At 64.7% G+C, this 20,351-nt stretch carries 17 protein-coding genes; 11 read left to right on the top strand and 6 right to left on the bottom strand.

From position 1 onward, the window contains the following. The first annotated feature begins 76 nt into the window (after positions 1–76). The 4 genes from kduI (at position 77) to K9B33_RS02930 (ending at position 4,047) form a co-directional block, all read left to right on the top strand. Positions 77–916 carry a 5-dehydro-4-deoxy-D-glucuronate isomerase gene (gene kduI, locus K9B33_RS02915; RefSeq protein WP_224546547.1) on the top strand — a complete coding sequence of 280 codons (840 nt, stop codon included), beginning with the start codon at positions 77–79 and terminating at the stop codon, positions 914–916. 107 nt (positions 917–1,023) lie between these two features. Further along, complete coding sequence (gene kduD / locus K9B33_RS02920) at positions 1,024–1,779, top strand: 2-dehydro-3-deoxy-D-gluconate 5-dehydrogenase KduD (protein WP_224546548.1); 756 nt, start codon at positions 1,024–1,026, stop codon at positions 1,777–1,779. A 112-nt stretch (positions 1,780–1,891) separates the two neighbouring features. After that, positions 1,892–3,106, top strand: a complete 1,215-nt coding sequence (locus K9B33_RS02925) for a glycosyl hydrolase 53 family protein (RefSeq protein WP_224546550.1) — start codon at positions 1,892–1,894, stop codon at positions 3,104–3,106. Continuing rightward, positions 3,103–4,047: a glycoside hydrolase family 43 protein gene (locus tag K9B33_RS02930; protein WP_224546552.1), complete on the top strand. Its 945-nt coding sequence runs from the start codon at positions 3,103–3,105 to the stop codon at positions 4,045–4,047. The genes K9B33_RS02925 and K9B33_RS02930 overlap by 4 nt, the downstream gene beginning before the upstream one ends. Positions 4,048–4,203: 156 nt before the next feature. Here the strand turns inward: K9B33_RS02930 and K9B33_RS02935 are convergent, their stop codons facing one another. Further along, a complete protein-coding gene (locus tag K9B33_RS02935; RefSeq protein WP_224546554.1) occupies positions 4,204–4,905 on the bottom strand; it encodes a GDSL-type esterase/lipase family protein in 702 nt (233 codons plus the stop codon). 150 nt (positions 4,906–5,055) lie between these two features. Here K9B33_RS02935 and K9B33_RS02940 point away from each other — a divergent pair, with 150 nt between their 5' ends. Beyond that, positions 5,056–6,021, top strand: coding sequence for an acyltransferase family protein (locus tag K9B33_RS02940; protein WP_224546716.1), 966 nt, complete (start codon positions 5,056–5,058; stop codon positions 6,019–6,021). A 26-nt stretch (positions 6,022–6,047) separates the two neighbouring features. Here K9B33_RS02940 and K9B33_RS02945 read toward each other — a convergent pair whose 3' ends face one another. Together K9B33_RS02945 and purD are read right to left on the bottom strand one after the other, a co-directional pair. Continuing rightward, entirely contained in the window at positions 6,048–6,650 is a 603-nt protein-coding gene (locus tag K9B33_RS02945; protein ID WP_224546556.1) for a hypothetical protein, read from the bottom strand. 71 nt (positions 6,651–6,721) lie between these two features. Next, on the bottom strand, positions 6,722–7,999 hold the full coding sequence (gene purD / locus K9B33_RS02950) for a phosphoribosylamine--glycine ligase (protein ID WP_224546558.1): 1,278 nt from the start codon (positions 7,997–7,999) through the stop codon (positions 6,722–6,724). A 7-nt stretch (positions 8,000–8,006) separates the two neighbouring features. Here purD and xseA point away from each other — a divergent pair, with 7 nt between their 5' ends. From xseA to K9B33_RS02965, 3 genes are read left to right on the top strand one after another with little or no spacing between them, the layout of a single operon-like run. Then, a complete protein-coding gene (xseA, locus tag K9B33_RS02955) occupies positions 8,007–9,503 on the top strand; it encodes an exodeoxyribonuclease VII large subunit (RefSeq protein ID WP_224546718.1) in 1,497 nt (498 codons plus the stop codon). Positions 9,504–9,526: 23 nt separating this feature from the next. After that, positions 9,527–9,739, top strand: a complete 213-nt coding sequence (locus K9B33_RS02960) for a DUF2093 domain-containing protein (protein ID WP_224546560.1) — start codon at positions 9,527–9,529, stop codon at positions 9,737–9,739. Next, complete coding sequence (locus K9B33_RS02965) at positions 9,736–10,587, top strand: M23 family metallopeptidase (protein ID WP_411973978.1); 852 nt, start codon at positions 9,736–9,738, stop codon at positions 10,585–10,587. The genes K9B33_RS02960 and K9B33_RS02965 overlap by 4 nt, the downstream gene beginning before the upstream one ends. Positions 10,588–10,636: 49 nt before the next feature. Here the strand turns inward: K9B33_RS02965 and K9B33_RS02970 are convergent, their stop codons facing one another. Continuing rightward, positions 10,637–11,185: a type VI secretion protein gene (locus K9B33_RS02970; RefSeq protein WP_224546562.1), complete on the bottom strand. Its 549-nt coding sequence runs from the start codon at positions 11,183–11,185 to the stop codon at positions 10,637–10,639. Positions 11,186–11,579: 394 nt separating this feature from the next. Here K9B33_RS02970 and K9B33_RS02975 point away from each other — a divergent pair, with 394 nt between their 5' ends. Further along, complete coding sequence (locus K9B33_RS02975; protein WP_224546563.1) at positions 11,580–14,657, top strand: TonB-dependent receptor plug domain-containing protein; 3,078 nt, start codon at positions 11,580–11,582, stop codon at positions 14,655–14,657. Positions 14,658–14,762: 105 nt separating this feature from the next. Here the strand turns inward: K9B33_RS02975 and K9B33_RS02980 are convergent, their stop codons facing one another. Next, positions 14,763–15,797, bottom strand: a complete 1,035-nt coding sequence (locus K9B33_RS02980) for a hypothetical protein (RefSeq protein ID WP_224546564.1) — start codon at positions 15,795–15,797, stop codon at positions 14,763–14,765. 110 nt (positions 15,798–15,907) lie between these two features. Here K9B33_RS02980 and K9B33_RS02985 point away from each other — a divergent pair, with 110 nt between their 5' ends. Both K9B33_RS02985 and K9B33_RS02990 read left to right on the top strand, forming a co-directional pair. Further along, positions 15,908–17,188 carry an aspartyl/asparaginyl beta-hydroxylase domain-containing protein gene (locus K9B33_RS02985; RefSeq protein ID WP_224546565.1) on the top strand — a complete coding sequence of 427 codons (1,281 nt, stop codon included), beginning with the start codon at positions 15,908–15,910 and terminating at the stop codon, positions 17,186–17,188. Positions 17,189–17,307: 119 nt separating this feature from the next. Further along, positions 17,308–17,517 carry a hypothetical protein gene (locus K9B33_RS02990; protein ID WP_224546566.1) on the top strand — a complete coding sequence of 70 codons (210 nt, stop codon included), beginning with the start codon at positions 17,308–17,310 and terminating at the stop codon, positions 17,515–17,517. A gap of 232 nt (positions 17,518–17,749) precedes the next feature. Here K9B33_RS02990 and clpB read toward each other — a convergent pair whose 3' ends face one another. After that, positions 17,750–20,329: an ATP-dependent chaperone ClpB gene (gene clpB, locus K9B33_RS02995; RefSeq protein WP_224546567.1), complete on the bottom strand. Its 2,580-nt coding sequence runs from the start codon at positions 20,327–20,329 to the stop codon at positions 17,750–17,752. Positions 20,330–20,351: the final 22 nt, after the last annotated feature.

The raw sequence follows: 20,351 nt of genomic DNA on the forward strand, positions 1-20,351 counted from the left end.
ACATTCAGGGAATAAACACTTACTTTTGAATCGTCGACCGTTATAAGGGGGCAAAATGCCTGCGATGGAGTCCCCGATGTTCCACAAGACCTATTATGCGACGCACCCGGACATGATGGAGTGCGTATCGAACGAGGAATTGCGCGACCGCTATCTGATCGGCGGCCTGTTCCGCGACGGGGAATGCGTCCTGAACTACACCCATGCCGAACGGTTCGTGATCGGCGGCGTGGCGGTGGCCGATGCGCCGGTGAAGCTGCCGGTGCAAAGCGAGCCGGCGTCGGCGGCGGGCCATCCCTTTCTGGAGCGGCGCGAACTGGCGATCGTCAATGTGAGCGGTGTAGAAGGCATGGTGACTGTCGATGGTGAAGTCTTCACCCTCGGCAACAAGGATTGCCTCTATGTCACTATGGGCGCGAAGGACGTGGAGTTCGCCGGTACGGGCGCGCGCTATTATCTCGCCGCCTGCCCGGCGCACAAGGCGTTCACGACCCGCAAGCTGGGCATCGCCGACGCCAATGCGCTGGAGCGTGGCAGCCTGGAGGAATCGAACGAGCGGACCATCTACCAGCTCGTCATCCCCGGCATCTGCGACAGCGCGCAGCTGGTCATGGGGCTGACCGTGCTGAAGCCAGGCAGCGTGTGGAACACCATGCCGCCACACATCCATGAGCGGCGCAGCGAAATCTATTTTTATTTCGAGCTGGACGGCCCGGCCGACCGCGTCTTTCACTATATGGGTGAGGGCGAAGCGATGCGCCACATCGTCATGGCCAATGAGGAAGCGGTGATTTCCCCGCCCTGGTCGGTGCATATGGGCAGCGGCACCAGGGCCTATGCCTTCATCTGGGCGATGGCGGGCGAGAATCAGGATTATACCGACATGCATGTGCTGGATATCTGCCAGCTGGCCTGAATCTCCTCTCCCTTCGGGGAGGGATCGGGGGAGGGCATGTCCATGAAGCCCCTTTCCGACACGCCCTCCCCTAGCCCCTCCCTGAAGGGAGGGGGAACAGGATCTCTATGACCACCCCCTTCGACCTCACCGGCAAAGTCGCCATCGTTACCGGCGCCAATACCGGCATCGGCCAGGCGATCGCGCTGTCGCTGGCCGCCGCAGGCGCCGACATCGCCGCGGTGGGCCGCACGCCCGCGGAAGCGACCGTCGCGCAGGTCCGTGCGCTCGGCCGCAGGGCGGAGATCGTCTCCGCCGACCTTTCCAACATCGAGCCGGTGCAACGCGTGGTGGACGAGACGATTGCAGCGCTGGGTGGGCTCGACATCCTCGTCAACAATGCCGGGATCATCCGCCGCGCCGACAGCGCCGACTTCACCGAGTCGGACTGGGACGCAGTGATCGACACGAATCTCAAGGTGCTGTTCTTCCTCTGTCAGGCAGCGGGGCGACATATGATCGCCCAAGGATCGGGCAAGATCGTCAACATCGCCTCTTTGCTGTCCTTCCAGGGCGGTATCCGGGTGCCGAGCTATACCGCGGCCAAGAGTGGCGTGGCGGGCCTGACCAAGCTGCTGGCGAATGAATGGGCGTCCAAGGGCATCAATGTGAACGCAATCGCGCCCGGATACATCGCCACCAACAACACCGCCGCCCTGCAGGCCGATGAACAGCGCAATCGACAGATTCAGGAGCGCATCCCGGCAGGGCGTTGGGGCGAGGCCAGCGACATCGGCGGAGCCGCCGTGTTCCTCTCATCCAGCGTAGCGGGCTATATTCATGGACATGTGCTGGCCGTCGATGGCGGCTGGCTGGCGCGCTGAAGGGGCGCGCCTGCCTGGGCAGGCAGCGAGATTGGAACTCGGCTCCTGCCTGCGCAGGAGCACGGCTTGTCGGGAGGAGGACTTGCCCCGTCCACAGCAAAGGAGAGAAACGATGCCCTCATTCGACCGGCGAACGGCGCTGGCTACGGCGGGACTTGCGAGCCTTGGGCTGACGTTGCCGACCAAGGCGGCGACGCGCCGGGGCGCCCGTCCCGGCCCCTATCTGATCGGCGCGGACATTAGCTGGATTCCCGAGGATGAGGCCGCGGGCGCGCGCTATTTCGTGGATGGCGTACAGAAAGACCCGATCCTGCTGCTGCGCGATGCCGGGTTCAACGCGATCCGGCTGCGCATCTTCGTCGATCCGGCGAAGGGTTATGCCAAGCGCGAGCCGGACAAGGCCTGGGCCGGCCTGGCCCAAACCATCATGCTGGGGCGGCGCATTCGGGAGGCCGGCCTCTATCTGGTCCTGAGTTTCCATTATAGCGACATATGGGCCGACCCCGAGCATCAGGGCGTCCCCGCGGCCTGGGAAGGCTACGATCTCGGGCAGCTTGCCAAGGCAGTCGACACCCACACCCATGACACGCTGGTCGCGATGCGCGCGGGCGGCGCGCCGGTCGATATGGCGGTGATCGGCAATGAAACGACCTTCGGCATCCTCTGGCCGCATGGCCGGGTGCAATTATCCACCCCCACCGGCAATCCGGTCACCGACGCCAATCATGCGAACGTCGGCGCAGTCGGCGGGTTCGACGCTTTTGCGTACTTGCTGCGCGCCGGAATCGCCGGGGCGCGGCGGGCCGAACCGGCGATTGCGATCCAGTTGCATAATCATCTGGGCCGCCATTGGCCGATCGTGCGCGAATGGGCCGACGCGCTGGTCGCGCGAAAGGTCGATTTCGACGTCATCGGCTTTTCCTGCTACCAGCAACGCGCGCAGGGCGACTGGGCGACGACCTTCGCGCAGTTCGTAAAACGCTATCCCGACAAAGGGTTGCTGGTCGCGGAATATTCCAGCCGCAAGCGCTATATCAACGATCTGGTCCACGCCCTGCCGGCCAGACATGGCTGGGGCGCCTTCATCTGGGAGCCGACCCGGCATCAGGAGGCCATCTTCGACCAGGACGGCCAAAATGCCGGCGAAGGGGCCAAGCCAGACCTGATTGCGCAAGGGCTGAACAGCGCCGAAGCACCCGGCGGCATCGCCGGGCAGCCGGCAGTGGCAGTCCAGCCGGAACCGACTGGTCCGATGGGCCATGGTGGCGATTATGTCGCCAATCCGCTGTTGGATATCTACCGCCAAATGGCGAAGGATTACCGGTGAGGCGGCGCGATTTCGCTCTGGGCCTTGGCGCGCTGGCGCTGACGCGTTGCGCCACCCGGCGCATGGCACAGGACAAGGACCCGCTGGTCTTCGCCTATTTCACTACCGGCCAAACGGGCGAAGCCGACGGCCTGAAACTCGCCGTCAGCGACGACGGCTTCGCCTTTCGTCCGCTGGCGGGCGGGCGCAGTTTGCTGGTTCCGCAGGTGGGCGAGAAGAAACTGCTGCGCGATCCCTTTCTCTTCCATGACGGCCGGACCTATCATCTGTTGTGGACCACGGCCTGGAAAGGCGTGACGATCGGCCATGCGACCAGCGCCGACCTGGTCCACTGGTCGGCGCAAAGGGCCATTCCGGTGATGGCGGACGTACCCGGCGCGCGCAATTGCTGGGCGCCCGAGGCGATCCGCGATCCCCACACCGGGCGATACGACATCTTCTGGTCCAGCACCGTCACCGGCCGCTTCACCGAAACCGCCGGTACATCCGAATCCGCCTATAATCATCGACTCTGGTACAGCAGCACGACGGATTTCGAGACGTTCGCCCCGGCCCAGCCGCTCTACGACCCCGGTTTCAGCGTGATCGACGGCAGCTTCACGCGGGGGCCTGCAGGCGACCTCTGGCTGGTGGTGAAGGACGAGACGGTCGATCCACCGCGCAAATGGCTGCAGGTCGCTAAGGCGGACAGCCCCACCGGCCCCTTCGGCCCGTTGTCCCCGCCCTTTTCTCCCGCCTGGGTCGAGGGCCCCATGACGGCCCGGATCGGCGACGCGCTGCTCTGCTATTATGATATCTACAAGGAAGGTCGCTGGGGCGCGGCGATGACTCGCGACATGATGCGGTGGACCGATGTCAGCGCGCGATTGGCCATGCCGACGGGCGCACGTCACGGATCGTTGCTGCGCATCCCGCGTGCCTTGGTGGACGCGATCGGCTGAGCGGGCTCGAACAATCTACTTAGCGCCGGCACTTGCGCTTTCGCCCAGCCGCAAGGCACGTTCGGCAAGGCCAAGCTGCCTGTGATCCCAAGAACGACTGCTATTGCTTCTGCGAAACGGTGGGAGAATCGCTGGTTCCTGCCCCCCGCTGCCGCGCTATGGCGCGCAATTGTGCGTCACTTGGGGGGGAAGGATGTCACGCAGGCGTTGGCGCACGACTTCGGCCCAGATGCGATAGCCCCGCGCATTCATATGCACCCCATCACGCTGATAATTGTCGCCCATTACGCCCCCGGCAAAGAGCGGTGTCGTGATGTCACCATAATAGGCCACCCGCATATGGGGCAGAAATTGCTGCGCCGCCGCGTTGAACAGGCGCTGTTCGCGCAGGAAGGCCGCCCGGCCGGGGCTGGGCTTCGCCGACAGCAGCAGTACCGGCACATCGGGCAAGAGCCGGTCGCGCAGATCGAACAGGCTGGCGAGTTGGCGCATCACCGTGCGGACGGGCACGCCTTTGGCGATGTCATTTTCGCCGACGTAGAAAATCAGTGCGCGCGGGCGCCCCTCGCGGGGCTTGATATTGGCGAAGCGCGGCAGAATGTCCGCCAGCGTCGCACTGTTGATTCCCCGATTTTCCGTCGCCCAGGGCGCCATGTCCCGATCGAGGCTGGTCCAGCGATGGATCGAGGAACTGCCGACGAACCAAAGCGTGCAATTGCCCGCTGCGGCCATGTTGTCAGGCAGGGTCGCCGTGGATTCGCGATAGCGGCCATAGAGCCGCCACCCGACAAGGATCACGGCGAAGACGAGCAGCGCCGTCAGGAGCTTGGCGAGAGGCGAGGAATCGATGCTTCGCAATAGGACGACCTCCAAGTAGCGGGCGGAATGGCGCTATTTCGGCGGAAACACCATCCACAACGGTTCGGCACATTATCCGTTCACCACATATTTTAAAGCGTTTGCAAGTACAGATGGCGCAGGCTCATGCGGGGCCGGGGGTTTATCAGCGTGGGCAAGAATCCGTCGATCGACCTTCTCAAGGGGGTCTTGATCCTTCTGGTGATGGCCGGGCACGCCATGGAGCTTGCCCATCAGCAGCATCTGGCGCTGTGGATCGGCGCGGGATTCCGGATGCCGTTGATGATCGGCATATCAGGCTATCTGTTGAACCTCACCCGCACCCGCACGGAACAGACGGGGGTGTTGCTGGGCCGCTATGGCGAGCGCATGTTGCTGCCGTGGCTGGTCGCCCTGATCGTCTATCTGCTGGTGAGCGGCTGGTCCGTGTCCTGGATCACCCCGCTGGACCTGATGCTGCGCCCGCCTTTCCACCTCTGGTATGTGCCAGTTCTCTTCTTCCTGATCCTGGTGACGCGCCTCCTTCCCTTGCCGCCGCTGCTGCTGCTGGCGATCGGCGCGCCGATCAGCCTGGCGACCATGTATGGCTTTGGCCTTGACCACGGCCCGGTCGGGATCAGCCTGATGTCTCCCGACAGCCGTTTCCTGCGTTTTCCGGTCTATTTCTTCTTCGGTATGTTGATGGCGGAGAAGGGATTGCCGACGCGCTATCTGGGCATCGCGCTGCTCGTCATGGCGCTGGGCCTCACCTGGTGGGCAGGCCTGCGGGGCAGCGGCAACGGGCTGGCCTATGTTCCCGCGCGCCTGATGATGTGCCTGGGCCTGATCGCGCTGCTGCCCCGCCTGTCGGCATTGCGCCTGTCCTTCGCCCCACTCAACCGGATCGGCCGGGACAGCCTGTTCTTCTACCTCTGGCACCCGTTGGTGATGGGGGCCGCGCTGGCGGGCGGAGTCAGCGCGATGGCGGCGCTGGCGCTTTCGATCCTGATCTTGCTGCTCGCCAGCCGCCTGTTCGCGCCAAGCACGCTGATTCGTCGGCTGGTCGGCAGCGCGCCCGCGCCGCGCATACACATGGTCGCGCCGGAACCGTCGGACGCCGCGCCGCAGCCGGCCTGATTCAGGCCCGCCCACCTCAGATCATGTCAGAGCTTGCCATATTTGGCTTCGAAGCCGGCAATGTCGCCGGCGGCGAGATATTTGGCCTGATCGACCCACTGATCGCGCACCGGGCGGCCCTTGAAATTGCCCAGCTTCGCGTCGATCGCAGCGATATCAGCATCGCCCCAGGCCGCGACCTGCGCATAGCGGGTGACGCCCAGTTCGACGAGCAACGCCTTGAGCTTGGGGCCAACGCCCTTGAGGCGAAGAAGGTCGTCAGGCTCATCCGTGACCGCCGCGACGGCAGGCGACACGGGAATGGGCTCCGGCGTGAGCGTCGCCATGGGCTTCGGCTCGACAATCGGATCGACGGGCGTGACTGGCACGACCGGTTCTGTGGCGACCACCGGGGCGACAGGCTCCACCACGACCGGAGCCGCAGCGACCGGCGCCGCGATGATCGGATCGACGAAGGGCGTCGGCGTCGGGGGCGGTGCGGCGATGGGGGCGGCCACCGGAGCGGGTGGCGCGGCCGGTTCGACCGGCTGCTCCGCCTTGCGTTTGCCCGACAGCAGGAAGACAAGCGCGATGATGACCAGCAGCGCGACCAGCAGCCACAGTCCATAGTCCATGAAGAATTCCTGCATCGCGCTCCGTCTCCCCTGCCAAATCCTGACGCTATTTAAGGACGGTTTGCCACGCGCTGCAAGGGCATGGCCTATTGCGCCTCGCGCGCGACCTCCCGCCAGCCTATATCGCGACGACAGAAGCCGGTCGGGAAGTCGAGCGCGTCGACCGCGGCATAAGCCGCGACCTGTGCCGCGCCGACCGTATCTGCGGTCGCGGTGACGTTGAGGACGCGCCCGCCATTGGCGATCAGCACGCCATTTTTTTCCGTGGTGCCGGCGTGGAAAATCTTCGCGCCGTCCTTTTCCGCGGCGTCGATCCCGTCGATCGCGCCGCCCTTGTCGGGCGTGCCGGGATAACCGTTGGCCGCCATGACGATGGTAAGCGCGGCGCGGTCCGCCAACTGGACCGGCCCCTGTTCCGCCAGATGGCCCTGCGCCACGGCAAGCAGCAGATCGATCAGGTCGCCGTCGAAACGGGTCATCAGCACCTGGCATTCGGGATCGCCGAACCGGGCATTATATTCGATCAGCTTCGGCCCTTTGGCGGTCAGCATCAGGCCGGCATAGAGAACGCCCGAATAGGGCATGCCTTCGGCCGCCATGGTGTCGACGGTCGGGCGGATGATGGTTTCCATCACCTGGCGCTCCAGTTCCGGCGTCAGCACGCGGGCCGGGCTGTAGGCGCCCATGCCGCCGGTATTGGGGCCGGTGTCGCCATCCCCCACCCGCTTGTGGTCCTGCGCCGATCCGAAGGGCAGGATCGCGCTGCCGTCTGTCAGCGCGAAGAAGCTGGCTTCCTCGCCGGTCATGAATTCTTCGAGCACCACTTCCTCGCCCGCCGCGCCGAACGCGCCGGAAAACATGGTGTCCAGCGCCTCAACCGCTTCGTCGCGGGTTTCGGCGATGATGACGCCCTTGCCCGCGGCCAGCCCGTCCGCCTTGATGACCACCGGCAGCGCGAAATCGTCGAGCGCTGCGAGCGCGCCATCCTTGCTGGTGACCCGGACATAGGCGGCGGTGGGGATGTTCGCGCGCTGGCACAAATCCTTGGTAAAGCCCTTCGACCCCTCAAGCTGCGCCGCTTTCTTGTTGGGACCGAAAACGGGCACCCCCATGGTGCGGAGGTTGTCGGCAAGGCCATCGACCAGCGGCGCTTCCGGCCCGATCACCACCAGCCCGATCGAATGGCGGATGCAGAAATCCATCGTCGCGCGATGATCCGTCGCGTCGAGGTCGACCAGCGTGGCATGCTCGGCTATGCCCGGATTGCCCGGCGCGGCGTAGAGCGTATCGAGCCGGGGCGATTGCGCCAGCTTCCACGCCAGCGCATGTTCGCGGCCGCCGCCGCCAAGCAGAAGGATGTTCATGTCGCCCATGTCCCCGGAATTTGATGCCTATGACAGTTCGGGCCGCCTGTTAGCGGAGGAACGCGCAGGGGACAACGCGCCGCCGCTCAGCGTCAGCGAATTGTCGGGCATGCTCAAGCGCACGGTCGAGGATCGATTCGGCCATGTCCGGCTGCGCGGCGAGATTTCGGGCTTCAAGCGAGCGGCGTCGGGGCATCTTTATCTGGCGTTGAAAGACGAGAATGCGGTGCTGGACGGGGTGATGTGGAAGGGTGGCGCACAGCGGCTGGCCTTTTTCCCGCAGGACGGCGTCGAGGTGATCGCCACCGGCAAGCTGACAACCTATCCCGGCCGGTCCAAATATCAGATCGTCATCGAACGGATGGAACTGGCCGGCGAAGGCGCGCTGATGGCGCTGCTGGAGAAGCTGAAGGCCAAGCTGGCGGGCGAAGGGCTGTTCGCGGTCGAGCGCAAGAAGGCGCTGCCCTTCCTGCCGCGCACGATCGGCGTCGTGACGTCGCCGACCGGTGCCGTCATCCGCGACATCCTTCACCGGCTCGCCGATCGCTGCCCGACCCATGTCCTCGTGTGGCCGGTGCTGGTGCAGGGTCAGGGCGCGGCGGAACAGGTGGCGCGGGCGGTGCGGGGCTTCAGTGCGATGGACGGCAGCGGGCCAACGCCCCGGCCGGACCTTGTGATCGTCGCACGCGGCGGCGGGTCGATCGAGGATCTGTGGAGCTTTAACGAAGAGATCGTCGTGCGCGCTGTCGCCGACTGCACGATTCCGATTATTTCGGCGGTGGGGCATGAGACGGACACGACCCTGTGCGACTATGCCGCCGACCGGCGCGCACCCACGCCGACCGCAGCCGCCGAAATGGCGGTTCCGGTACGGGCGGAATTGCTGGCGGGCCTCGGCGAGATGGGTTTGCGGGCCGGACGCGCGGTGCGTCGTGGCGCGGCGCAGGCCAGGGAGCGGCTGGAGATGCAGGCGCGGTTGATGCCGACGCCCGATATGCTGCTCAGCCCCCAGCGGCAAAAGCTGGATCAGTTGTCCGACGGGCTGGTGAGCGGGTTGCGCCATCGGCTGGCCGATGCGCGCGCGCATCTGGGCCAAGCGGGCGGCGCATTGCGGCCGGCCCTGCTGCGCCAGCATGTCCAGCGCGCGGGCGAACGGCTCGACCGGCTGAAGCTGCGTCCAGATTATCTGCAACGCGCTTTGTCCGATCGCGCGATCGCCTTCGACCGGATGTCGCGCCATTTCGCCTCGCTCGATCCCGACCGGCCGCTGCAAAAGGGCTATGCGCGGGTGATGGCGCAGGGGCGGCTGGTGCAGTCGGTAGCCGCGGCGCAGGCGGCAGGCGAGGTCATGCTGCATTTCAAGGATGGGACGGTGGAGGCCGCCATCGGCGATAAGCCGCCGCTTGAGAAGCGCCCGCCCGTCGCTATATCGCCATCATCACCGCGGCCCGCCCGCAAGCCGCGCGAGGCGAACGAAACGCCGCAGCAGGATCTATTTTCCTGATCGAGCGAAGAAAGGCCTGACCCATGTTGATGTCCAATCGCGACCGGATCGCCCGGCTCCACTACATGCCCTATAGTTTCCGTGTGCTGCAGGCGGGCGACCATGTCCTGTGCGCCGTGACCGGGCGAAAGATCGCGCTGGAGGATCTGCGTTACTGGAGCATCGCCCGGCAGGAACCCTATGCCAATGCCGATGCGTCGGTACAGGCGGAATTGAAGGCGCTTGGGCCGCGATGAGGCGGATCGGCCTGGCGCTGCTGCTGGCCTGCGCCGGAACGGCCGTCGCGCAGCCCGGCCCCCGTTCCGGGACGATGCAGACCGATTTTCAGCTGACCGGCACGGCGACGCAGGGCGGCACGCTGGTCGGCACCGCGCCGTCCGGTACGGTCGCGCTGAAGCTGGATGCGCAACTGGTGCCAGTGGACGCCGACGGCCGCTTCCTGATCGCCTTCGACCGGGATGCCCCGCCGATCGCGCGCCTCACTGCGCGCCTGCCCGATGGACGGACGATCGAACGCGTATTGACCGTCGGGCCACGCGCCTGGCGGATCGAGCGGATCGACGCGCCGATGCGGCCCACCAAGAGCACAGAGGCGTTTCTGGCGCTGCGCAAGCCGGAGCTGGAGGCGATCGCCAACGCGCGCGCGATGGTAACCGACGCGCAGGGCTGGCGGCAGCGCTTCATCTGGCCGAGAATAGGGCGAATATCCGGGCTGTTCGGATCACAGCGCGTCTATCAGGGAACGCCCGGCGCCTATCATGGCGGCGTTGATGTAGCGGGCGCGACTGGGGTGCCGGTGGTGGCGCCGGCCGACGGCGTGGTGATTCTCGCCGCTGCGAACACGCCCTTCACGCTGGAAGGACATTTGCTGATGGTCGATCATGGCCATGGCCTCAACAGCGCCTTCCTGCACCTGTCGCGGATCGACGTAAGGGTCGGCGACCATGTGGCCCAGGGGCAACGCATCGGCGCGGTCGGCGCCACGGGGCGCGCGACCGGACCGCATCTCCATTGGGGAATGAAATGGAACGAGGCGCGGATCGACCCGATGCTGCTCGCCGGGCCTATGCCGAACGGGCTTTAGATTCGGCGCGCAGCAAGCCGTCGTCGGCTCCCGCTGGCGGCAATAAGCGTCAACTGACCCGCTTCATACGAATTGCTCGCCCGCCCTCGAGCTTGCCCATGAAACTGCCCATGGCGGCGCGCTTCAATTCGATCTTCTGGCCGGGCTTGGGTTCGCGCCCTGTCACCGCTTCGGTCGTCATCCATTGGGCACCGTCTTCCAGGACAATCTGCCACTTGCCATAGCCCAGGCTCCGGACCGACGCGATCACCGCATCGATATGGGTGACGCCCTCTTCCTGCGGCTTGTCGCCGCCGTCGTCATCGCCGCCGCCGAGGAAAGGCAGTTTGGGGAAAGAGAAGCCGAACAGCGTCTTGCGCGTCTTGTTGAGTTCGCTCTTGTCGAGCACCACCACCTCGTCGCGCTGGGCAGCAGCGTCGATCGCGCCGACCTGCCGATCGAAACAGGCGAGCCGCTCCGCATTGTCCGTTATGGCGCGACACTGGAGCAGGTTGGTGAAGATTTCCGGCCGGGGCTGCTGCCGCTGTGGCGCCGCCTGGGCCGCCCCCGCCACAAGGCACAGCATGGTTACGAAAATCCAGCCCTGCTTGCCGTTCATATTCGTGCTTCCTCTTCCGAACCCTGTGTCGCCACTAACATGCACCCGCGGGATATGACGTCAATATGACAGTCTTCGCCGATACCGGACGTCTCAAACGCCACAATAGGTCGGCTATCCACTTCATGATGTATGATTGCTACATCCTTTTGTAACTTCGTGTAATTTTCTTGCAATACGGCCGTAAAACAGCGGCGCGCCCACCTTGTTGCATTTATGATACAGCCGCCTTCAAAAGCGGCCATGTCCCTTTTCCCCCGCTTTACAGCGCCCCGAAGCCCGCGCAGTTTCGTCGCATCCATACGGGGGGATCGCTGTCGGGCACCATATCCCTTCGTACGGGCCACTTATGTGGCAGGCTATCTGCCAAACTCCAGAGCAAGGGACTGGAACCGTGAAAATATTTTCGAAGAGGGCACTATTGCGTGCCAGCGCCGCACCGGCGATCCTGGGCGCGTCGCTGATCGCGACGGCTGCATTCGCGCAGGACGCGCCGCAGACGGCGGAAGCCGATGCCGGCGACACCATCATCGTTACGGGTTCGTTGATCCGCAACCCGAACTTGGAGCGTTCGACGCCGGTCACCGCGACCACGTCCGACCAGATTGAACTGAAGCAGAACAACACCGCGGAAGATATTCTGCGTGAAATTCCGGGCATCGTTCCCAGCATCGGTTCGGCCGTCAACAACGGCAACGGCGGCGCTTCGTTCGTCAACCTGCGCGGCCTGGGTTCCAACCGCAACATCGTCCTGCTCGACGGCGACCGCCTGGTCCCCGCCGAACTGAACGGCCGTTTCGACCTTAACAACGTTCCCGTCGCCCTGATCGAGCGCGTGGACGTGCTGACCGGTGGCGCATCGACCACCTACGGCGCGGACGCCATCTCGGGCGTGGTGAACTTCGTCACCAAGTCGGACTTCGCCGGGCTGGAAGGCACGATTTCGAACCAGCTGACCGAAGAAGGCGACGGCAACTATTTCCGCGCCGACGTCACGCTCGGCGCGAATTTCGACGACGGCAAGGGCAATGTCGTCTTCTCGATCGGCTATCAGCAGTCGGACCCGGTCTATCAGGGCGGCCGCGACTATTCGGTCTTCAACATCGACTCCTACAGCGGCGCCATCGGCGGTTCGGGCACGTCGAGCCCGTCGCGCTTCACCGGCACCAACCCGTCGGGCACCGCGACCGGCAACGGCACGCGCCAGATCACGGCCGACGGCACCGCCTTCCGCCCTACCACCGCGTTCGACGCCTATAATTTTAACCCCTTCAATATCTTCCAGACGCCGTTCGAGCGCTTCAACATGTACGGCGCCGGTCGTTACGAAGTCAGCGACGCGGTCGAAGCCTATACGCGCGGCATTTTCTCCAAGAACACCGTCAAGACCATCATCGCGCCGTCGGGCGCGTTCGGCATCGCCGTCGATATCCCGCTCAGCAACCCGTTCCTGACGACGGCGCAGCGCAACGCCTTCTGCCAGCGCAACACGGCGTCGGCGGCGGACATCGCCCTGGGCGTCTACACGCCGCTCTACACCGCAGCGGAATGCACCGCGGCTGCAACGGCTACCGACCCGAATGATCCGAACTATCGTGAAGTCACCACCGCCCTGTCGCGTCGTGCGACCGAACTGGGGCCGCGCATCTCGGAATTCACCACCACCTTCTTCGATTACAAGGCTGGCCTTCGCGGCGGTATCACCGACTCGATTAGCTGGGACGTTTCGGGCGCTTATGGCGAGAGCGAGCAGACCCAGACCCAGCAGGGCTACTGGCTGAACTCGCGTGTCCGCAATGCCTTGCAAGCGACCAGCACGACCACATGCCTTGATCCGCAGGCTGCCGCCGATGGTTGCGTTCCGCTGAACGTGTTCGGCCCCGACGGTTCGATCACGCCGGAGATGAATGCATATCTCAATGCGGACAGCCGGATCATTACCAAGACTTCGTTGGCGCAGGCTAATGCGACCATTAACGGCGATTTTGGCTGGTCAGCGCCCTGGGCGAGCGACGCGGTCGCCTTCGCCATTGGCGGTGAATATCGCAAATATACTGCCTCGCAGGAATCGGATGAGCTTTCCCGTTCGGGCGATCTTGGCGGCGCCGGCGGCGCGGCGCCGAACATTGCGGGCGGCTATGACGTCTATGAAGCCTTTGGCGAACTCGTTCTGCCGCTGGTTCAGGACAAGCCATTCTTCCAGGATCTGACCCTGGAAACAGGCATCCGCTACTCAAAGTACAGCGTCGACGCGCCCAGCAACCCGTCCTACAAGACGACGACCTGGAAGGCCGGCGGTAGCTGGACCCCGGTGGACGGCTTCAAGATCCGTGGCAACTATGCTCACGCGGTTCGCGCGCCCAACATCGCCGAACTGTTTGCGCCCGTGAACACGTTGCTGACCAACCTTGGCACCGATCCCTGCTCGGGCTCGGCTCCGCTCGGCAACGCCAATCTGGCTGCGGTCTGCATTGCGCAGGGTGCCCCTGCAACTCAGATCGGCGCGATCACCAACGACCCAGCCGGTCAGGTCAACTATACCGGCGGTGGCAATCTGGCGCTGAAGCCTGAAAAGTCCAACAGCTGGACTCTTGGTGCGGTCTTCCAGCCAGCGGCCTTCCGCGGCTTCTCGGCGACGATCGATTATTACAACATCAAGATCACCGACGCGATCACTTCGCCCACGCCGGGCGACGCGATCGGCGCTTGCTTCAACAACATCACCGCCGCCAGCGCGACCGATCCGGCCTGTACCGCGATCGGCCGCAACCCGCTGACCGGTGAACTGTTCGGCGAAGCAACTGTAACCCCTGGTCTGTCGCTGGTGACCTCGAACCTGGGCAAGCTCAGCACCGACGGTGTCGATTTCTCGCTGAACTACCAGAAGGATATCGGCTTCGCCAACCTCGCGCTCAGCCTGACCGGCAACTGGACCAACAGCTCGAAGTTCCAGGCGACCTCGGTTTCCCTGAACCGCGAGTGCGTGGGCTATTATTCGGTCAACTGCGCGTCGATCCAGCCCAAGTGGCAGTTCTCGCAGCGCACCACTTTGTCCTTCGAGAAGGTCGACGTTTCGCTGCTTTGGCGCTACATCGACACGGTGAAGTTCGAGCCGCAGCAGATGGCCGACGACATGGCCGCTGCTCTGGCCGCGAATCTGGATGACGATGGCACGGTTCTGCCGCTCGACGACCAGGGTTGCCCGAACTACGAAACCACCGATGAAGGCGGTTGCATCGTCGATCCGAAGTTCCGGAAGATCAAGGCCGAGCATTATTTCGACCTGACCGGCCGCTTCCATGTTTCGGACGAGATCACCATCACGCTGACGGCTCAGAATATTCTGAACAACAAGCCCAAGGTGGTCGGCAACACGATCGGTTCGACCAGCTACAACAGCGGCAACGTCTATCCGTCGACCTACGACGCGCTGGGCCGTCGCTACGCGATCGCTGCGAAGTTCCGCTTCTAAGCCACGCGTCAGCCATCAAAAAGGAGGGGCCGGTGGAAACACCGGCCCCTTTTTTCGGGCTATTCGAAGGAGAGGGCCGCGCCGTGCGTTGGAGCAGTCGGTTGCTCAGTCGAGCAACGAATTGGGCAGCGTCATCGCGATGCCGCCATTGTCCGCCAGGACACGCGCCCAATGCACAACCTTCTCCACCTCCTCGCCATGAAGGCTGAGGCCCTGCTGCGCCGCCCGCGCGCGCTGGCCGGGCGCGAAACCCGCCCCGCTCTTGGCATCACGGGCAAAGATCGGACCGCTAACGATGGCGTCGATCGCGCTGCCGTCCAACCTCAGATCGAACAGGCCGGCGAGCGCCGCCAGGCTGTCCCCCGGGCGTTCCACCAGCGTTTCGCTGTCGAGCGTCGCTACCCGGTCACACAGCTTGCCGGCGATGTCCTGAAATTGCCGCTGCTGCGCCAGCCAGCCGGCCGCAGCCACCTGGATGTCGGTGAGGCCGAGATAATCGTCGGGTGCGATGCCCAGCGGCGCCAGCATCCCTTCACGCAGCAGTTTGCCAAACAGATCGCGCACCCACAGGCGCCCCCACATGCCCTTGCGCGCGATCGAGGCGAGATAGGCGTCGAGCGGGGCATGGAGCAGCAGCGCGCGCGCCTGCGGCCGCAACGCCATGATGCCTGGGATCAGCGGATTGACGATGTTGGACGGCTTGACCACCACCGCCTCGCCCGGTGCGAACGGGCGCGCGAGCAGCCGCAGTCCATCATCGAGCACCCGCGCGACATCCGGCCCCTTCGCCCCGCGATGACGCCAGCCGATCAGATCATTGAGCAGCACCGGCTCCTTGAGTCCCATCGCGACGCCGGGCCGGTCGAACGCGGCGGCGAGCAGGGTCGAGCAGCAATAGGCCGAATGGAAGAGGAAATGGGCGGGCGCCGGCGCCCTCGCCTGTTCGACGGCCTCGGCGCGGCGCACCACTAGAGGTTGACCAAGATCGCCCAGATATTCGTCTGTGAGGAAGGGAATGGCGGCATGGCGTTCGCGCGGCACCGGCAGGAGATGAAAAGCGTCATGGTTCGGATCATAGCGGTGCGCCAGCCATTGGGCGCTGCGCATGACGTCGCGGATCGATGGGAGAGAGGCGCTCATGCGTCAGCCTTGGCATGCGTGTGTTTCCCGCACAAGCCGTGCGGACGTCCCCCCACTTGCCAGCGCCTAGGCTTCTGATAGCGATAGGGAATAGAGGTCAGGGGCACTTTATGGACGTGACGGTGGGGCGGTTGTTGCAGCAGGCTGTGGAGGCGCGCCGCCATGGGCGGGCCCGAGAGGCGGAGCGTGCGCTGGGCGAAGCATTGCGCCATAGCCCGAACGAACCGCAGGCGCTCAACCTGATGGGACTGATCGCGCTCGACCGGCGCGACTTCAGCGCGGCGGGTATCCAATTCCGGGCGGCGGCGCAGGCCGATCCGGGGGAAGCCGCTCTGTGGATGAATGTCGCATCGGCCGAACGCGGGCTGGGCGCGGCGGAGGCGGAACGGGCCGCACTGAACCGGGCGATAGCGATCGAGCAACGCAACCTGACGGCGCAAATCCGCATGGCGGAACTGCAGCAACGGCTGGGCGAGGCGCAGGGTGCGGCCGAAAGCTGGGGCAAGGTGCTGGCGCTGACTACCGGCATGGCCGACATTCCCCCGGCGCTGGCAGAGATATTGGCGCAAGCTCGCCGCTTCGTCAGCGATCATCATGCGCGCTTCGCCGCCTTTGTCGAAACGGGACTGGCCGATCAGTTGGGCGCTGCCGATCCGTTGGCGCGGCGGCGCTTCCAGGCCTGTCTCGACCGCGAGTTCGGACGGCGCACCGTCTATCAGAACCAATGTTCGGGTCTGCATTACCCCTTCCTGCCCGCCGACGAATTTTTCGATCGCGCCCATTTTCCCTGGATGGCGCAACTGGAAGCGCAGACCGATGTGATCCGTGGCGAATTTATGGCGATGGTCGCCCGCGACGGAGGAAATATCCGTCCCTATGTGCGGCAGGATAGCGGGACGCCGGACAATATATGGACGGCGCTCGATGGATCACTCGACTGGGGCGCATCCTTCCTGTGGGAATATGGCGTGCGCAACGAAGCGGTCTGCGCCGCCTGTCCACAGACGATCGCGGCGCTGGAGGCATTGCCGCGAGCGGACATTCCTGGCCGCGCGCCGTCGGCCTTCTTTTCGCTGCTGAAGCCCGGCAGCCGGATTCCGGCGCATACTGGCGTCACCAACAGCCGCGCCATCGTCCATCTGCCCCTCGTCGTGCCGCCCGGCTGTTTCTTTCGGGTGGGCGGCGAAACACGGGCATGGGAAGAAGGCGTCGCCTTCGCCTTCGACGACACGATAGAGCATGAAGCATGGAACGAGAGCGATCATTTGCGCGTGTTGTTGATCTTCGACGTATGGAATCCGCATTTGTCGCTTGAAGAACAGCGATTATTGAAGCAATTCTATGCCACGGCCGATGCGAGCAAGACGAGGGATATCGCGGCGAGCATCTGATCGACGGCAGAATGATGGAGCCCGCCTGACCGGCGACCTATCGTTTCAGCCGCGTTCCTGGGAGATAATAAGTGCGAGTTTTGAAAGCAGTAATCGCGTCGAGTCTGTTTGCCATCGCCATGCCCGCTTTGGCGGAAGACAAACCCAAGCTGGATCGCAACGATCCCAACGCCGTGCGCTGCAAGCGCCTGGAGGTCACCGGGTCGCTGGTGCGCCGCGAGCGCATCTGCAAGACCAATGCAGAATGGCGCGCTATCAGTGACCAGCAGGGCCGCGATGCGGACGACCTGATCACCCGCAGCCGCGCAGGCATGAACCCGAACGGCTGATGCACGGCGGCGGCTGTGCTGACGGCGACTGATACCGGCCTGGACCTGACCGGATCGCTCGTGCGCAAGGCGCGTCTCTGCAAGCTTCCGCGGAATGGCGGATAATCCGCAAACGAAACAGCCGCGATGCGGATGATTTGATCAGCCGGTCGGGGGTAAAAAGCTGGTGATATGGCAAAAGACCCACCATATCATATGGTGGGCCTTTCGTCTTTGCAGCAGAGCAGCAGCCTTAAACGACCTCCAGCCTCAACGCCCCGTCGCCATCCTCGACCCGGACGGTCGATGCGTCGGGGATTTCGCCGCGCAGGATCAGGTCGGCCAGCGGATCCTGCAGATAGCGCTGGACCGCGCGCTTCAGGGGGCGTGCGCCATAGACAGGGTCATAGCCGACCCGGCCGAGCCAGGCACGCGCCTCGTCGGTCAGATCGAGCACGATCTTGCGATCCTTGAGCAGCTTGCCGATACGCGCCACCTGGATATCGACGATCGGGGCCATATGGGCCGCGCCCAGACGGTGGAACAGGATTACTTCGTCCAGCCGGTTCAGGAACTCCGGGCGGAAATGGGCGCGGACGATGTCCATTACCTGATCCTCGACCTTTTCCACCGGCTCGTCATCGGCCAGGCCGGTGAGATATTGGCTGCCCAGGTTCGACGTCAGCACGATGATCGTATTGGTGAAGTCCACCGTGCGTCCCTGCCCGTCGGTCAGGCGGCCATCGTCCAGCACCTGGAGCAGGATGTTGAACACATCACCATGCGCCTTCTCCACCTCGTCGAACAGCACGACCTGATAGGGGCGGCGGCGGACGGCTTCGGTCAGGACGCCGCCTTCCTCATAGCCGACATAGCCCGGCGGCGCGCCGATCAGGCGCGCGACGCTGTGCTTCTCCATGAACTCGCTCATGTCGATGCGCACCATGGCGCTGTCGTCATCGAACAGAAATCCTGCCAGCGCCTTGGTCAGTTCGGTCTTGCCGACGCCGGTTGGCCCCAGGAAGAGGAAGGAGCCGAGCGGCCGGTTGGGGTCTTGCAGACCCGCGCGTGACCGGCGCACGGCGGTCGACACCGCCTTGACCGCATCGGCCTGGCCGATCACCCGCTTGCCCAGCGTTTCTTCCATCGCCAGCAGCTTTTCGCGCTCGCCGGTCATCATCCGCTCGACCGGTATGCCCGTCCAGCGCGCGACGACGCCGGCGATATCCTCCGCCGTCACCTCCTCGCGCAGCATCGCGCCTTCCGACGCGGTTTCCGCCTCGGCGAGGCGCTTTTCGAGCGCGGGAATGGTGCCGTAGGACAGTTCGCTCATCTTCGCGAGGTCGCCCGCGCGCTGGGCCTGTTCCAGTTCGAGCCGGGCGGCGTCGAGTTGCTCCTTGACCTTCGCTTCGCCGGCGATCTTGTCCTTTTCCGACTGCCAGCGCTGGGTGAGCGAGGCGGATTGCTCCTCCAGATTGGCGAGATCCTCTTCCAGCGTGTCGAGCCGGTCGGCCGATGCCTTGTCGGTCTCCTTCCTCAACGCCTCCCGCTCGATCTTGAGCTGGATGATGCGGCGGTCGAGATTTTCGATCTCCTCCGGCTTGGATTCCACCTCCATGCGCAGGCGCGAGGCGGCCTCGTCCATCAGGTCGATCGCCTTGTCGGGCAGGAAGCGGTCGGTGATATAGCGGTTGGAGAGCGTCGCCGCGCTGACCAGCGCGCCGTCGGTGATCCGTACGCCGTGATGAAGTTCGTATTTCTCCTTGAGGCCGCGCAGGATCGAGATCGTGTCCTCGACCGTGGGTTCGCCGACGAAGACGGGCTGGAAGCGCCGCTGGAGCGCGGGGTCTTTTTCGACATATTTGCGATATTCGTCCAGCGTGGTCGCGCCGATGCAATGGAGTTCGCCGCGCGCCAGAGCGGGCTTGAGCAGATTGCCCGCGTCCATTGCGCCTTCGCTTTTACCCGCGCCGATCAGCGTGTGCATCTCGTCGATGAAGAGGACGATCTGGCCATCGGCGCCCTTTACCTCGTCCAATACGCCCTTCAGCCGTTCCTCGAACTCGCCGCGATATTTGGCGCCCGCGATCAGCGATCCCATGTCGAGCGCCATCAGGGTGCGGTCCTTGAGCGTATCGGGCACGTCGCCATTGGCGATGCGCAGCGCGAGACCTTCGGCGATCGCGGTCTTGCCGACGCCGGGGTCGCCGATCAGGACCGGGTTGTTCTTGGTCCGGCGGGCGAGGATCTGGATGGTGCGACGGATTTCCTCGTCGCGGCCGATGACCGGGTCGAGCTTGCCCGCGCGCGCCGCTTCGGTGAGGTCGCGGGCGAATTTCTTGAGCGCATCGTAGCGATCCTCCGCACCCGCCGTGTCGGCGGTGCGTCCACCGCGCAAGGCATTGATCGCGGCGTTGAGCGCTTCGGGCTTTACGCCTGCGGCGGCGAGCGCCTTGCCCGCCGTCGTGGTGGTGGCGAGGGTGAGCGCGAGCAGCAGGCGCTCGACGGTGACGTAGCTGTCGCCCGCCTTCGCCGCGACCTGCTCGGCGCTGTCGAGGACGCGCACGGCGTCATTGTCCAGGCCGGGGGTCTGTTGCGCGCCGCTGCCCGATACGACCGGCACCTTGGCCAGCGCCGCGTCGACGTCGCGCAGCGCAACTTGCGCCGAGCCGCCCGCCGCCTTGATGAGGCCGGACGCCATGCCCTCGCTGTCCTCCAGCAGAGCCTTCAGCAGATGTTCCGGGCCGATCCGCTGATGGCTCATGCGGATCGCGACGGTTTGCGCCGACTGGAGGAAACCTTTGGCGCGGTCAGTGAATTTTTCGATGTTCATGTACGTCCACCCAATATGACGG

The organism is Sphingobium sp. 3R8 (assembly GCF_020166615.1).
GTDB classification, from domain to species: Bacteria; Pseudomonadota; Alphaproteobacteria; order Sphingomonadales; family Sphingomonadaceae; genus Sphingobium; species Sphingobium bisphenolicum.